Genomic DNA, 238 nt, shown 5'->3' with positions numbered 1-238 from the left:
CTTGAACATCGAATAGATCGACAGCGCCAGCATCAATACCCCCAGGGCAATTTCCGCCGGGCGATCGGCAATCCCGAGAATAAACAGCGCACCGCCCACCACCCCTGGCACTCCGGCCAGTACAATCAACGCCAGCAGCCAGGGCTGCAAATGGCCTTCCCTGAGATGCCGCCCTGTTGCGCCCACTCCCAAAGCCACCGTCGCCACCTTGTGTGTTGCCAGCGCCAACGGAAATGGC

1 protein-coding gene is annotated in these 238 nt (G+C 61.3%); it reads right to left on the bottom strand.

Annotation, left to right across the window (positions count from 1 at the left end; genetic code table 11):
- The coding region (locus tag Q4563_RS23880; protein ID WP_442903867.1) for a TSUP family transporter at positions 1–228 on the bottom strand (228 nt) is incomplete at its 3' end.
- Positions 229–238: the final 10 nt, after the last annotated feature.

The organism is Gilvimarinus sp. 1_MG-2023, assembly GCF_030548285.1.
This window is presented reverse-complemented; position numbering and strand designations above follow the sequence as displayed.